Source organism: Trichocoleus sp. DQ-A2, assembly GCF_039961915.1.
GTDB lineage: Bacteria > Cyanobacteriota > Cyanobacteriia > Cyanobacteriales > FACHB-T130 > FACHB-T130.
This window is the reverse complement of record NZ_JAMPKD010000003.1, coordinates 63,051-76,673: the sequence shown is the minus strand read 5'-3', so window position 1 is coordinate 76,673 and position 13,623 is coordinate 63,051. Positions and strand designations below refer to the sequence as shown.

General features: G+C 49.5%; 11 protein-coding genes. 4 read left to right on the top strand and 7 right to left on the bottom strand.

Annotated features, from left to right (window positions below):
- Window positions 1–50 precede the first annotated feature (50 nt).
- The 5 genes from purU to NC997_RS03230 all read right to left on the bottom strand — a co-directional run bounded on the left by purU (window position 51) and on the right by NC997_RS03230 (window position 5,972).
- Window positions 51–905: a formyltetrahydrofolate deformylase gene (purU, locus tag NC997_RS03250; protein ID WP_190526701.1), complete on the bottom strand. Its 855-nt coding sequence runs from the start codon at window positions 903–905 to the stop codon at window positions 51–53.
- On the bottom strand, window positions 902–1,957 hold the full coding sequence (locus NC997_RS03245; RefSeq protein ID WP_190526699.1) for a DUF4340 domain-containing protein: 1,056 nt from the start codon (window positions 1,955–1,957) through the stop codon (window positions 902–904). Before NC997_RS03245 ends, purU begins: the two co-directional genes overlap by 4 nt.
- 47 nt (window positions 1,958–2,004) lie before the next feature.
- Window positions 2,005–3,864 carry a Gldg family protein gene (locus NC997_RS03240; RefSeq protein ID WP_190526697.1) on the bottom strand — a complete coding sequence of 620 codons (1,860 nt, stop codon included), beginning with the start codon at window positions 3,862–3,864 and terminating at the stop codon, window positions 2,005–2,007.
- A 251-nt stretch (window positions 3,865–4,115) separates the two neighbouring features.
- Entirely contained in the window at window positions 4,116–4,919 is an 804-nt protein-coding gene (locus NC997_RS03235) for an ABC transporter permease (protein ID WP_190526695.1), read from the bottom strand.
- Complete coding sequence (locus NC997_RS03230; RefSeq protein WP_190526693.1) at window positions 4,920–5,972, bottom strand: ABC transporter ATP-binding protein; 1,053 nt, start codon at window positions 5,970–5,972, stop codon at window positions 4,920–4,922.
- A gap of 99 nt (window positions 5,973–6,071) precedes the next feature.
- On the opposite strand from NC997_RS03230, the gene NC997_RS03225 reads away from it, so the two are divergent.
- Window positions 6,072–8,132 (top strand): S-layer homology domain-containing protein, encoded by a 2,061-nt coding sequence (locus tag NC997_RS03225; RefSeq protein ID WP_190526691.1) that lies wholly within the window; start codon window positions 6,072–6,074, stop codon window positions 8,130–8,132.
- 198 nt (window positions 8,133–8,330) lie between these two features.
- Window positions 8,331–9,044 (top strand): hypothetical protein, encoded by a 714-nt coding sequence (locus NC997_RS03220; protein ID WP_190427397.1) that lies wholly within the window; start codon window positions 8,331–8,333, stop codon window positions 9,042–9,044.
- A 48-nt stretch (window positions 9,045–9,092) separates the two neighbouring features.
- On the opposite strand, the gene NC997_RS03215 is transcribed toward NC997_RS03220, so the two are convergent.
- Complete coding sequence (locus NC997_RS03215; RefSeq protein WP_190526689.1) at window positions 9,093–9,653, bottom strand: phycobiliprotein lyase; 561 nt, start codon at window positions 9,651–9,653, stop codon at window positions 9,093–9,095.
- A gap of 137 nt (window positions 9,654–9,790) precedes the next feature.
- On the opposite strand from NC997_RS03215, the gene NC997_RS03210 reads away from it, so the two are divergent.
- Entirely contained in the window at window positions 9,791–10,315 is a 525-nt protein-coding gene (locus NC997_RS03210; protein WP_190415007.1) for a hypothetical protein, read from the top strand.
- A 64-nt stretch (window positions 10,316–10,379) separates the two neighbouring features.
- Here the strand turns inward: NC997_RS03210 and NC997_RS03205 are convergent, their stop codons facing one another.
- A complete protein-coding gene (locus NC997_RS03205; RefSeq protein ID WP_190415008.1) occupies window positions 10,380–11,051 on the bottom strand; it encodes a HEAT repeat domain-containing protein in 672 nt (223 codons plus the stop codon).
- Between the two features lie 66 nt (window positions 11,052–11,117).
- Here NC997_RS03205 and ptsP point away from each other — a divergent pair, with 66 nt between their 5' ends.
- Window positions 11,118–13,622 (top strand): phosphoenolpyruvate--protein phosphotransferase, encoded by a 2,505-nt coding sequence (gene ptsP / locus NC997_RS03200; RefSeq protein WP_190526739.1) that lies wholly within the window; start codon window positions 11,118–11,120, stop codon window positions 13,620–13,622.
- The last annotated feature ends 1 nt before the right edge of the window (window position 13,623 follow it).

The following is a 13,623-nucleotide window of genomic DNA, read 5'->3' as shown; positions in this document are numbered from 1 at the left end:
AATAATTAACTGCAAATTATTTAGCCGAAACTTTCGTTTCTCATAAACTCTCACTCAAAGACTACTGTGCGATTCCCGTATACCAGCACGCGATTTTGCAAGTGCGATCGCACTGCTCTTGCTAATACCACTCGCTCTAAATCTTTGCCTTTGCGAATTAAATCGTCAACCTCATCTCGGTGACTAACTCGCACAACATCTTGCTCGATAATTGGGCCTGCATCCAAGTTGGCGGTGACATAATGTGCTGTAGCACCGATAATTTTGACGCCACGTTCATAGGCTTTGTGGTAGGGATTAGCTCCTACAAAGGCAGGTAAAAATGAGTGGTGAATATTGATAATCTGCGGAAATTGAGTAATAAAATCAGGGCTAACAATTTGCATATATTTCGCCAGCACAACTAAATCAATGTTGTACTGCCGCAGTAGTTCTAATTGTTTGGCTTCCTGCTGTGGTTTGGTTTCTTTAGTAATCGGAATGTAATGATAGTCGATGCCAAATTGAGCGGCTACATCTTGTAAATCGGGATGGTTACTGATAATTAACGGAATTTCGGCGGAGAATTCTTTTGCTCTGTGACGCCAAATTAGATCAAAGAGGCAATGATCTTGTTTGCTTACCCAGATGGCAATACGGGGTACTGTGTCGGAAAAGTGCAGCTGCCAGTTGGCTTGTAGAGGTTGCGCGATCGCGTTAAATGCTGGGCCAATCAACTCACACGGTAGATTAAAATCTTCTAACTGCCACTCAATTCGGGTGAGAAATAACCCAGCCGCAAAATCGGTGTGCTGATCGGCATGAATAATATTACCGCCATTAGCGTAGATAAAATTAGCAATTTTTGCCACCAATCCTCGTCGATCGGGGCAGGAAACTAGCAGCGTTGCGGTGGGGCTGTTCATGGTGAGAGAGAGGGGCTAGGCTGAGGTGACTTTTCGGTTTTTGAAGTCTCAGTTTTACTATTTTTTGGTGAAGGAGAGGGGCTGGGCTGAGGTGACTTAGCGGGTATTGCTTTGTCTGGTTTTTTGTCTAAAGTATCTTTCTGACTTGCTGGGGAAGGAGAAGGACTCGGCTTATCTGACTTAGACGGTGTTGCTTTTTCAGCAGGCTGGTTTTTAGTAGTTTTTGGAGAGGGGGAGGGACTAGGTTTATTTGACTGAGAGGGTGTTGCTTTGTCTGAATTTTTGCCGGAAGTATCTTTCTTAATTTCCGGGGAAGGAGAAGGACTCGGCTGAGGTGACTGAGAGGGTGTTGCTTTGTCTGAATTTTTGCCGGAAGTATCTTTTTTACTTGCTGGAGAAGAAGAAGGACTCGGCTGAGGTGATTGAGAGGGTGTTGCTTTGTCAGAGGTTTTATCCGGACTATTTTTTTGAACCGCTTCCTTGGCTTTCCATTCTGACAGAGGACGTTTTACACCATACTCGAAGTCTATCGGGACTAAAAGCACCTCTAGCTGCTGAGGGGTCTGTCCAGGGGGGTCAACTTGAGCATACAAGAAACTACTATTGAAGTTAGGCTTACCCAAAATTATCTGATGAGTTTGCTGATTATTTAGCCTTACTTCTACCGTAGCTTGGGGTTTGTCGAGTCCATATTCTTGTAGCTGGTTAGGGAAGATGGAGAGGGTGCGATCGCTCTTGCCATCTACCAGTAAATTTAGCAAGTATGAAATAGATGGATCGCTGGCTGGGACGTCGCTGGGCGATTTCATCTGCCATTGAGAAATACTCGTCTTGTCCACAGCTTCCTGCGTGACTCGCTCAAACTTCAAGGTTTGTTCCTGACTTTTAACTGTCAAAGCCTGTATCTGGTCTTTTTCAAAAGAAAAGATTTCCTTTTGTTTTGCCTGTGCTGCTTCTCGCTGGGGGGCACCTTTAATTTCATAAAAATAAACGAATCCCCCCAAACTCAGCGCCAATAGTATCAGAATCCAAGTTGTTCGTTTTAGCTTCATAATCAACACGCGAGTTGATTTTAGATTAAATCCAAAATCTGAAATTACTAACGTCTGAACCACCAAACCAGTCCAGCTGTAATGAACCCAATTAAGGGCATAATCAACACAGCTATCCAACCCAATACATTGGCTTGGTCTTGGGACAAGTTGATGCGACGGTCTTTTACTTCTTTGGGACGGATCGATAAAAGTTGCTCATCCTGTTTGCTTAACCAGCTAACGGAGTTCAGGAATACATCGCCATTTAGTTGCTGCTCGAACAAACCATCGCTAGCAAAATCAGAATTACCGAGGACAACTAGACGGGATTCTGCTGGCTTTTGGTCAGCATTTGCCGTCTTTGCCGGTGAATTGGTTGGGCTTGGGGACGCGCTGGAGCTAGCAGTTGCGGATGGGGAGGGAGAAGCTGATGTAGTCGCCGTCGGGGTTGGGGACGCGCTGGGGCTAGCAGTTGCGGATGGGGAGGGAGAAGCTGATGTGGTCGCTGTCGGGGTTGGGGACGCGCTGGGGCTAGCAGTTGCGGATGGGGAGGGAGAAGCTGATGTGGTCGCTGTCGGGGTTGGGGACGCGCTGGGGCTAGCGGTTGCCCCAGGAGTCGCCGTGGGAGTCGGGGTGGGAGTTGGGGATGGTGCAGACGCGCTTTGGGGAGGATAGACGCGGCTTAAGGCGACGCCGAGAATTAAAGGCCCTTGGCGATCGCTTTCGGGATCAAACTGCAAGCGATCGCTTTCGGGATTGCTCTCAGCCCAACTCTGGTCATTTGTCACCAGCAAAGGCGTCGCCTGGATACCGGCGATGGGAGTCACTTCAATCGGTCGTGCAAACGGGTAGAAAGAACGACCATCCTGAAAATCTTTAGTAATCGGATGTTGACCGTAGCGCGTAACCATAATCACCGCCGGACTCAGTCCCGCCTGACCGCCGGACAAGTCAATGGCAAGACGATTATCCAGCCTCACGCCCCAATCTTTAAGCAAGTTATCCAGACCGGGATTGGTATTCCGGTCTACCATCACCAGTAGCCTACCGCCGCGCTTCAGGTAATCGCTCAAAGCGGTGACTTCAGCTGCAAACAGCGCCCGTTTGGGGCCAGCAATGACGATGAGGTCAGCATCTTGGGGGATTCCTGGACTTTTCGCCAAATCTAGGGGTTGAGTGGTGTAGCTTTTCTCTCCCAGGCTAGTCACCGCCTGAGAGATGCTTCCTTGCGCCGCTTGTAAGGGACGTTCGCCGTGACCTTGGAGGAAGTAAACCTTGCCAACGCGATCGCTCGTAATTTGGGCGATCGCATTCGTCACCACTGTTTCTGAAAGGCTCTCCCCGCGCTGCGGATTCACTGTCTGGATGAGCTTTCGTCGTCCCTCCGATTCCAGATAAACTTCCCCTAGAGATTGAAGGTTAAACCTTTGAGCCAGTCCGGGTCGCAGTTGCGGATCGACAAATTCAAAACTAAATTGAGAGCCATATCGTCGGTAATTTTCCAGCAATTGTTGGTCTTGAGGATTCGGATTTTCTTCAAATACCCACAACTTGACTGGCTGCGATAAATTTTGCACTAATTGCTGCGACTGGGGGGCGAGGGTAAATAGCTGATTTTCCGTTAAATCCACTCGCACAACACGGCGAACACCCAGAAAATTAATTAGCCCCAAAATCACCAAAACCGCCAGCGTTGCTGCTAGAGCATTGGTTCCCGCCTGAGTTGACCGGCGTCCCCAAAAGCCATTTGGCGAACCGCCCAAGGATAGCAGCCATAACCCAATAATTACAATTCCAGCAACGATTAAACCTACGGGCACAGAACCCCAGCTACTGGATACCAATCCAGCAACTAGACCCGTAATTGTTAGAACTGGGCCAAGCAAAAAGAGATATTTTAAATACTTCCAATTAATGGTTTTCATGTTGGCTAATCAGTAATTGGTAATTGGTAATTGGTAATTGCTGCCAATAGATTTTAGGTAAGTGTTTAGCTTAGGTAACAGTTCGTTAATGGTAGGTTTGCGGGTGCCGATCTGTTCAATCGAGATGCAGGAAACCTCGAAGGCGGTCTTTGTAGACGCAAGCCCCACCCTTTAAGGTGTGGGCTACTTGCATCTCATGCATTCGGTCTTCTCATCGCAACCACTCCATACGCGATTCGCCATTCGTCAATTTAAGAACGCTGATAGCGCAAGGCATCGATAGATTGAGCAGTCAGAAACACGCCTAAGATAATGTAGCTTGCAAACATAATCAAACTGCTGGTATCAACTACGCCTTGCACCAAAGTGTTGTAATGTTTGACTAAAGATAAATGATTCCATGCCTCTCCTAAAACGCCGCCGGTCAGTTTCGCTAAAAGCTCGATCAGCGAGAAGCATAAAATTAGCACAAAGGTAAGAATTGCTGCCAAGATGGTGCTTTCGGTGAGGGAAGAAATAAACATTCCCAAGCTAAGAATCGCGGTGGCAACCAAGATTAATGCTGCATGACCCAATAGCAGCACCGCTGGGGGTAGGGGTGGGCTTGATGCATTAAAAGCGATCGCTTCGTATGCCAGCAACGGCAGCACCATTGTGATAAAAAATGTCACTACCCCCAACAATTTACCCACCGCCACCGCCCAGTTGGTGACTGGCGAAGTGGCTAATAGCTCTAAAGTCCCTCGCTTGCGTTCCTCGGAATACAGCCCCATTGAGAGAATGGGCAGAATAAATAACGATAAAAAGAACATTGCCCCCAGAAAGCTTTGGAGGGTGTTATAGGCGACATCGATGGGGGGAACGGGTGCGCCAATTTGCTGTCCTTGAAAATAAATATCCAAAGCGCGATCGCTCTCACTTTGCAATGCAGTGAGGAAGAATAATCCAGCTAAAAACCAGAAAGCACCCGCGACGATATATGCCAGCGGCGAAGCAAAATAGCCCTGCAATTCCTTGCGATAAATCGCCAAAATATTACTAATAATTACGCCCATTTATTCAACTCCTCCAGATTGCTCATCTGTGGCAACAATGACAGCAGCTTCTGCTGGCGAGGGAGGGGATGTCCCATTGCCATCGGTTTCATCCGTATCCATATCGACGACCTTTTCTTGGGTTGTCAGTTCGATAAACACGTCCTCAAGACTAGCGCGAGTGCGTCGCATTTCATACAATGCCACCCCCGCCCCAATTAAAACCGCAGCAATATCACGCGCCGGTTCTGTACCCGGTTCTGATACTACACGGATAAGAGTGCGATTGGGCGGTAATTCCTGGCTGGGGATGGATTCGACAAAACGAACTCCGGGCAAAACTAAGAGCATATGTTGCACAGCTTCTACATCCCCGTCGATTTCCAACTCATAGCCCGATCCGCCCGCTAGCTGTGCTACCAGATTTTCCGGGCTATTCGTTGCTACAAGCCGACCGCGATTGATAATTGCCACTCGGCTGCAAGTCATACTAACTTCCGGCAAAATATGGGTAGAGAGAATGATTGTGTGGCTACCGGCAAGGCTTTTAATTAAGTTGCGAACCTCGATAATTTGCCGAGGGTCGAGACCAACCGTGGGTTCATCTAGAATAATCGCGGGTGGGTCGTGGACGATCGCTTGGGCAATGCCAACCCGTTGGCGGAAGCCTTTAGAAAGCTTGCGGATGAGTACCTTGCGTTTTTCGGTGAGGTTGCAGCGTTCCATTGCTGAATTTACTTGGGATTTGCGATCGCGTCCGGGAACCCCCTTTAGCCGCGCCACAAAATGCAAAAATCCCTCCACGCTCATGTCAGGATACAAAGGTGGCGTCTCCGGTAAATATCCAATCCGCCGCCGTACCGCCATTAAATCTTCATGCACATCGTACCCAGCAATCCGGGCAGTCCCACTGGAAGCGGGTAGATATCCCGCCAAAATCCGCATGGTTGTCGTTTTTCCGGCACCATTCGGCCCCAAAAAGCCCAAAATTTCCCCAGGTTCCACATTAAAGGTGACATCCTGAATGGCTGGGGTCGCGCCATAGATTTTGCTTAAATTTTCAACTTCGATCATTATGGGTCATCGGTCATTGGTCATTGGTTATTGGTCATTGGTCAAAAGCAAACAACTAAGGACAAATGACAAAGGACTAAATTCAAAACTCTTTACTTTATGGGTCAACCAATGCTTTATGTCAACCCAGCAACTGGCAAAGATAACAGTGTCGGGAACTCATCTGCCCCACTGAAGACGCTGACTCGTGCCCTGAAGCAGGCTCAAGCCGGAACTTCGATTCAGTTGGCATCTGGGATTTACAATGCGGCAGGGGGAGAAGTATTTCCTCTGGTAATCCCGGCTGGGGTGACGGTGGTAGGGAATGAATCCAGCAAAGGCAAGGGAATTCAAATCGAAGGCAGTGGGGAATATATTAGCCCAAGCTTTGGCTCCCAAAATATTACCCTGCGGCTGGAAACGGATGCCCAACTGCGGGGAGTCTCAGTGACGAATCGGGGGGCGAAGGGGACAGGGGTTTGGATAGAATCGACATCGCCAAGGCTGGCGAATAATACCTTTACCAGTTGCAGTCGCGATGGCGTCTTTGTCACGGGTACTGCGAAACCGGCAATTTTAGATAATGTATTTACCCAAAATGCCTCCACAGGTCTTTCTCTCGTCCGCAATGCCAAGGGGGAAGTGCGTCGGAATGTGGCAGAGAGAACGGGTTACGGGATTTTGATTGGAGATCAAGCGGCTCCCCTAATTACCGATAATAAGATTTTTGCGAATCGGGCGGGGATTTTTCTGTCTCGTGACGCGACCCCGGTGCTGCGTCGCAATCTCATTGAGAAAAATACACAAGCGGGGCTAGTTATCAATGATGGGGCAAAACCACAGCTAGGGAGCCGTCAAGAGCCAGCGGGTAATATTTTGCGGGATAACGGGGAAGTCGATCTGCAAAATCTGACGCGGTTCGCGGTCGTCTCAGCGGGAAATCAGCTGAATCCAGTGCGGGTGCAGGGAACGGTGGAATTTGTGGCGGCGACGGTTGCTGGTTCTACTTTTACAATGGGACCCGCCCAGTTTAGCGATGTTGCCGGTTATTGGGCGGAAGCGTTTATTCAGGCGCTAGTGGCGAAAAATCTGATGAGTGGCTTCCCGGATGGGACGTTTCAGCCAGAAGCGGCAATGACTCGCGCCCAATATGCCGCAGCGATCGCGAAAACCTTTAACTTGCCGCCACGACCGGGAAATCAGAGCAGTTTCAAGGATATTCCAGCAGATTTTTGGGCGGCGGGGGCGATCGCGAAGGCTGCATCGATGGGTTTTATCTCTGGGTTTCCAGATAACACCTTTCGACCGGGGCAAAATCTGACGCGGGTGCAAGCGATCGCATCTTTAGTCAGTGGTTTAGCACTTACGGGGGGTAATTCTAGCGTCTTGGGAGTTTATGGCGATCGCGCTCAAATTCCTAGCTACGCCACAGATGCCGTCGCTGTTGCCACGACGAGGCGCATGGTGGTGAATTATCCCCAAGTTCAACAACTCGAACCGATGCGAGACATTACCCGCGCTGAAGTTGCCGCACTCATCTATCAGGCATTGGTAACAACTGGGGAAGTCAAGGCGATCGCTTCTCCCTATATTGTCAATCCGGAGGTGAATCCCGACTCCTCCCTTCCCAGCTTCAGCGACATTCAGGGACACTGGGCAGAGAATTCCATTCGAGGATTGGCAAATCAAAACCTGCTGGGTGGCTTTGCCGATGGCACTTTCAAGCCAGACGATCGACTGAATCGGGCGGGATTTGCGGCTTTATTAGTGAAAGCTTTTAACCCCACTTCCAAACGCCCAGCCATCCAGTTTACCGATATCCCCCCGACTTTTTGGGCGCAGGCGGTGATTCAACAAGCTTATAGCGGTGGCTTCATTACCGGCTTTCCCGACCAAACTTTCCGCCCTCAGCAGCCGGTTCTGAGAGTCCAGCTGATTGTTTCTCTGGTGAGTGGATTGGGCTTTGCCTCTGGGGATGAAAAACTCTTAGACAAGTACGAAGACCGCGCAGCGATTCCCGCCTATGCCCGCCCTGCTGTTGCTGCTGCTACACAAAGAGGTATCATTGTGAACCACCCGGCACCCGCACAACTTAACCCAAATCGAGAAGCCACACGAGCCGAGGCAGCTGCTATGGTTTATCAGGCATTAGTCGCCACTGGGCGATTGCCTGCTTCCTAGGGGCTTTCGCCTTCGGACAAAAATCTTGGGCGATCGCAATAAATTATCGCCCGTAGGCAAATGCCCTTTTTGTCCAATACTTCTCCTGAACGAGTGCTGAGAGTGCAAGATATAAATATCACCACTGACTAATGACCGATGACAGCTAAACGCTAATCTGCGATTAATATTATTTCTGGTCTGCCAAGTTAACTTCTGATGACAGAGTCAACACAAGACTCAGCTACTGCCTACGCAACGACGCTGCTTCTTTACTATTGTTTTGAACTGATTAGGGGTTACACGGCTGAGGAATTGGTAGCCCATTGGGTTCGCGACTTTGGTGCCGACTGGGTGCCTCTAGCCGTGATTGAGGCGCTTTATCAGGGACGTTACAAAGCGATTTCTGTCGAGCAAATCTTAAATTTCTGGTCTCGGCGCGGTCAAGCCCTGTATCACTTTAACTATGATTTTGAGCGCTTGGTTTGCCGCAATTTTCCCCAAAATTTGACGGAAGCAGCCGATCCGCTACCAGCAACCTTAGCTTCTAACCCTGAGCCAAGTTTAGAGCGAGTCAAGGCGAAAGACGCGATAAATCCAGTTTATTCATCCTCAACGGAAGCATCTGTGGGTGCCAGTGACGAGGCGATCGCGATCGCCCACCCAATTGCGATCGCCCAGACGCCGTCCCCAGAGGAGGCTGCTGCTTCCGTCCTGTCAGAACCGACAAACACGGACAACCCTAGGGACGTTGCCAATTCAGAAGACGCCAACGCCAGCCTTGCGCTGCGTTCTAGCCACAAAAATTATCAAGCAAATTGGTCGCGCTGGGATGTCAGCAAGCGACCAATACACCAATTCATCCCAACGGCAGATGACTCAGATTTTTACCAAAAACTCAAAGCCGTTGCTCAGAGTGATGAAGAGACTTAAGCCCTTGAAAACGGAAAATTAAAAATGAACAATCCTCATTTTTAATTTTTAAGTGTTGGCGACGGTGTCAGCGGCTTTTTCTTGTGGCTTTGCGACGCCCATGCGAATTTCTGAGCAAAAAGAAGCCATTGAGAAGCCGCCAAATCGCTTTAAAATGCTGGCTCGTAGCCGCAAGTTTTCGCTAGCAAACCAGATGCGTTCTTCCGAGTACATCGTTTCATACTCGGTAATCAGCGTGAATGAATTATCGCTACCGATGACATAGCGACCGGCGACCGAAGCTTTTTCGGCATAGCCCATGTCGCGCAGCAACTGACCTTCATTCGGCTTCTCCGGGTCGGGAATCGGGACGAGAACGCTAGAACCTGCGTGCTTTTCTTGATCCCACTCCATCGTGCCATCCCAGCTAACGCGAGCGCCTCCCCAAGCTAATGCTGGGTTAACTTCGTACTGTTCGCAGAGCTTGATCACTTCCGGATCTTCTGCCGAGAGCATCTCGATCTTGATGTCTGACTTGCCACTTTCGGCTTGCTTGAAAGCCAGATGGTGACTAGTCCGCTGGGAAAACCATTTGCCTGCACTCAGCTGGAAAAACTCTTGAATATCCATGAATCAAACTCTTCTGGACTAATAATTTTTAACATCACTTTCAATATCTTAGATTGACCAGTCGCTAGAGAGAGTGATAACCGCTGACCTCTACTTTATAAAAGGTTAAAGAGTTTTCGGATGAGTAAACCTGCATCATGTCTAGAATTCATGGCACTCCCAGCGATGACTACATTGAAGCTACCCAGTGCGACGATGTTATTTTTGGGTATGCTGGCGACGATACCCTGGTTGGCAAGTCAGGCAACGATATCATCCACGGTGGGCAAGGAAATGACCTGATTCAAGGGGGAGAGGACGAGGATTCCCTGTATGGCGAAGGTGGGGATGACTTTTTACTGGGGGGTTCGGAGCGCGATCGCTTATTCGGAGGCAACGGTGACGATGTCTTGGTTGGCGGCGAAGGGGACGATCGCTTAGATGGGGGTCCCGGCAATGATGTCTATATTTACGCTCCCGGCGATGGTTTTGACACCATTGAGGATGAGTCGGGAATCGATATCCTACGATTAGACGAAATCTTCTCGAATGAGATTACGGTTGATTTCGTCATCGGTGGTTGGCTGTGCGTATCATATCAGGGACAGCCCATCGTCAAGATGCGCGGTGTGGAGCATATTCAGGTAGAAGATGGCTTGTTTTCCGTCGCTCACTGGCTGTAAGCAATTAAAAATGTTCCCATTAAAAATTAAAAATGGAGAATCCCCCATTTTTAATTTCTAATTTTTAATTGTTTTCAGATAGCCGCTTCAGGGAGATGGTGGCAGCGGTAGCAACGTGGGGATGACGGTCTTTTTCCAGGTAATTGAGGGCTGAGATACTCTTCGCGCTGGGCAAGTGTCCTAGGGCTTCGGCAAGCCGCTGACGGACAAGCCAATCCTCAGCTTGGGCAAAGCGAAGGATTTGATCGACGGCTCCTACTGCTTTAATTTCACCAAGTGCCGCGATCGCTGCCTGTTGCAACACGACTTCTTCGCTATCTAACGCCCGAACCAGTACGTCGAAAGCGCGGGGATCTTTTAAATTGCCCAAACTAACGGCAGCGCTGAAACGCACGAGCCAATCGGTATCTTCGTAAAACGCTCGCACCAAGGGTTCAAATCCTCTGATATCGCACAGGTAACCTAAGGCACCAGCGGCGTCGGCGCGAATCCCGTAGTCGGGGTCAGTTTCTAGCAATTTCACGAGAATCGGAAAGCATTCTTCGGTCGGTTTAAGACCCAGTGCAAACACCGCCATTGAGCGAATTTGCAGGTTTTCGTCGTCTAAAACCTTTTTGATCAGGGGTACAGCGTCATCTGCCGATACTTCACGCAAAGAGGCAAGCGCCAACATGCGATCGCGTGAATTCGGACTTTCTAGCTGGGCACCAATATTTTCTAAGCTGGGATGAGTCATAAAATCCTAAGCTCTTTAATAAATCTTAACATAATTGAGCGAGTTATCTCAGGAAGTGGTGGAGAGATGGTGGGAATTGTCATCGTATCGCATAGTCGAAAGCTGGCAGAGGGAGTGCAAGCGTTAGTGCAGCAAATGGTTCAAGGTGCCGTGTCGCTGGCTCTCGCAGCGGGAATTGACGATCCGGAAAATCCCTTTGGTACGGATGTAATGCAGGTTTATCAAGCGATTGAGTCGGTTTACAGTGAGGATGGCGTCCTCATCTTGATGGATTTGGGGAGTGCTGTACTGAGTGCGGAAATGGCGTTGGAGTTTCTGCCAGAAGAACGGCGGCATCAAGTGAGGCTCTGCGAGGCACCGCTGGTAGAGGGAGCGATCGCCGCAGCGGTAACAGCAGCATCCGGTGCAAATATTGAGCAAGTCATCCGCGAAGCACGAGGAGCATTAGCAGCGAAAGCCTCCCAGTTATCCGGTATTAATCCTTCGGAGTCCGCCGGGGCATTGGTAAGTGCCCCAATAAGTGCCCAAAGTCAGGTAATCCATCTCACCGTCCGAAATCAGATGGGTTTGCACGCCCGTCCGGCTGCCAAATTTGTTGCTACCGCTTCCCAGTTTCAATCTGAGATTACGTTACAAAACATCACATCTAGCAGCGGATCGGTCAATGGTAAAAGCATCAATCAAGTCGTTACGCTGGTCATCCGCCAAGGGAATGAGATAGCGATCGCTGCCTCTGGAGCGGATGCCCAAGCCGCCTTGGCAGCCTTGCAACAGCTAGTAGAAGACAACTTCGGGGAATCAGTCGCAGACGTTCGAGGTGGGGAAACCCCGCTTCCGGAGCAACCCCAATTCCCTATTTCCAATTCTCAGTTTTCTGGGATTCCTGCCTCTGCGGGTATTGCCATCGGCAATATTGCGATCTATCAACCCACCGTTCTCAACGTACAACAGCAAGCAGACAATCCCGAAGCGGAATGGCAACAGTTACACACAGCAATTGAGCAAACTCGTCATCAAATTCAAACCCTCCGCCACCAAATATCTGCTACGGCGGGAGAAGCACAAGCGGCGATTTTTGATGCTCATTTGCTTTGCTTAGAAGATCCCTTTGTAATTGATCGCGCGCGCCAGCTGATTTTCGATCGAAATTTTAGTGCTGCCGCAGCTTGGAAGACTGTTATCGATGAGACAGTTGCAGCTTACGAAACTTTGCCAGACTCGTACTTACAAGCACGCGCCGCTGATGTCTTTGACGTGGGACAGCGAGTGATGCGATCGCTTACAGGTACAGCACCCGCTTCTATAAATTTGCCAGAACCAGGGATTTTGGTGGCGACTGACTTGACTCCTTCTGAAACGGCACAACTAAATCCCGGCAAAGTTTTGGGAATTTGTACGGTTGCAGGTGGTGCGACTTCTCACAGTGGAATTTTAGCGCGATCGCTCGGCATTCCGGCGGTTGTAGGCGTGGGTGCTGAGTTGCTGCGCTTGGAGAATGGCACGCTCATCGCCTTGGATGGGGAAACTGGCGAGGTGTGGGTGCAACCAGACGACACGCAGTTGCAAGAATTACAAACAAAACGCAATCGCCAGCAGGCGCAACAACAAGCGTTACAAGCTGCTGCACAGCAACCCGCTATCACCCACGACGGACATCAAATTAAGGTGATGGCAAATATTTTGACAATACAAGAGGCCAAAATTGCTGTAAGTACGGGTGCAGAAGGGGTGGGATTGCTGCGGAGTGAATTTTTGTATTTCGATCGAGTCAGCGTCCCGACTGAGGAAGAACAACGAGAAGCGTATGAAGCGATCGCATCCATCCTATCCCCCCATCCCCTAATTATTCGCACTCTCGATATTGGCGGAGACAAACCCCTCCCTTACCTGGATTTGCCACCAGAAGCCAATCCCTTCCTCGGATGGCGGGGAATTCGCTATTTACTGGATTCCCCAGATTTACTAAAAACTCAGCTACGGGCAATTTTACGCGCCAGTCACAAACACCCTATTAAGGTCATGTTTCCGATGGTGGCATCCGTGAGAGAAATCCGCGCCGCCAAAGAGATTTTAGCCGCAGCTAAGACAGAATTGCGCTCTTTGGGGATGAGTTTTGATGAAGCAATGGAAGTCGGAATCATGGTGGAAGTGCCAGCAGCGGTGACAATGGCTGACAAACTGGCAGCAGAGGTGGATTTTTTTAGTATTGGCACCAATGATTTAAGCCAGTATGTCATGGCAAGCGATCGCACAAATCCCAAAGTGGCTACTCTGGCTGATGCTTTTGAACCAGCAGTGCTGCGAATGATTCAGCAAACTGTTACCGCAGCTCATCATGCTGGGATTTGGGTGGGAGTGTGCGGCGAATTAGCTTCATCAGAGTTAGCGACACCTATTTTAGTCGGATTGGGCGTTGATGAATTCAGTATGAACTCCCCAGCCATTTCTACAGTAAAAGCAGCAATTTCAAAGTTGAGGATGGATGAAGCGGAAGCGATCGCATCTGCTGTCTTGCAGCTAGATTCAGCCAAAGAAGTCAGAGAATATATTGCAGGTCAGTTGGAAAAATAAA

Excerpts from the sequence above, each read along its gene's own strand:
- purU (WP_190526701.1), bottom strand. The coding sequence starts at position 905 with ATGAACAGCCCCACCGCAACGCTGCTAGTTTCCTGCCCCGATCGACGA.
- NC997_RS03245 (WP_190526699.1), bottom strand. The coding sequence starts at position 1,957 with ATGAAGCTAAAACGAACAACTTGGATTCTGATACTATTGGCGCTGAGT.
- NC997_RS03240 (WP_190526697.1), bottom strand. The coding sequence starts at position 3,864 with ATGAAAACCATTAATTGGAAGTATTTAAAATATCTCTTTTTGCTTGGC.
- NC997_RS03235 (WP_190526695.1), bottom strand. The coding sequence starts at position 4,919 with ATGGGCGTAATTATTAGTAATATTTTGGCGATTTATCGCAAGGAATTG.
- NC997_RS03230 (WP_190526693.1), bottom strand. The coding sequence starts at position 5,972 with ATGATCGAAGTTGAAAATTTAAGCAAAATCTATGGCGCGACCCCAGCC.
- NC997_RS03225 (WP_190526691.1), top strand. The coding sequence starts at position 6,072 with ATGGGTCAACCAATGCTTTATGTCAACCCAGCAACTGGCAAAGATAAC.
- NC997_RS03220 (WP_190427397.1), top strand. The coding sequence starts at position 8,331 with ATGACAGAGTCAACACAAGACTCAGCTACTGCCTACGCAACGACGCTG.
- NC997_RS03215 (WP_190526689.1), bottom strand. The coding sequence starts at position 9,653 with ATGGATATTCAAGAGTTTTTCCAGCTGAGTGCAGGCAAATGGTTTTCC.
- NC997_RS03210 (WP_190415007.1), top strand. The coding sequence starts at position 9,791 with ATGTCTAGAATTCATGGCACTCCCAGCGATGACTACATTGAAGCTACC.
- NC997_RS03205 (WP_190415008.1), bottom strand. The coding sequence starts at position 11,051 with ATGACTCATCCCAGCTTAGAAAATATTGGTGCCCAGCTAGAAAGTCCG.
- ptsP (WP_190526739.1), top strand. The coding sequence starts at position 11,118 with ATGGTGGGAATTGTCATCGTATCGCATAGTCGAAAGCTGGCAGAGGGA.